We start from the raw sequence: 360 nt of genomic DNA on the forward strand, positions 1-360 counted from the left end.
TGCCCGCATAAGGCAACTAAACGAGTCGCGAAGATTCCGTCATTTTCTAAAATATGAGCAGCTACGAACGCTAGCATCGCGCCAAAGCTAACCCCGGCGAGTATCAACGGCCCAGTCGGAATATCGAAGGATGATCGAAACTTGCTGACGAACTCTCCCATGGTTCTGATGCCGGGTTCAAGTAATCGTTGTCCCCTGCCAGGCGGGCAGTAACCCCAAACTGTAGTATCCCCCTCTAAGACAGACATCGATTGAAAGGCAGGAGCTCCGGCACCCGTAGGAGGGAATATCAGGACTGTGGAGGAACAAGAGGTAGTTGCTGAACTAATACGCTGCCAAACTTCCGGATTCACTGCTCGC

1 protein-coding gene is annotated in these 360 nt (G+C 52.2%); it reads right to left on the reverse strand.

Annotated elements, in window-relative coordinates:
• The coding region (locus tag CP357_RS10735; protein WP_369822973.1) for a thioesterase domain-containing protein at window positions 1-353 on the reverse strand (353 nt) is incomplete at its 3' end.
• Window positions 354-360 lie beyond the last annotated feature (7 nt).

This window comes from Lactobacillus sp. UMNPBX6 (genome assembly GCF_002553975.1).
Taxonomy (GTDB): domain Bacteria; phylum Bacillota; class Bacilli; order Lactobacillales; family Lactobacillaceae; genus Lactobacillus; species Lactobacillus gallinarum.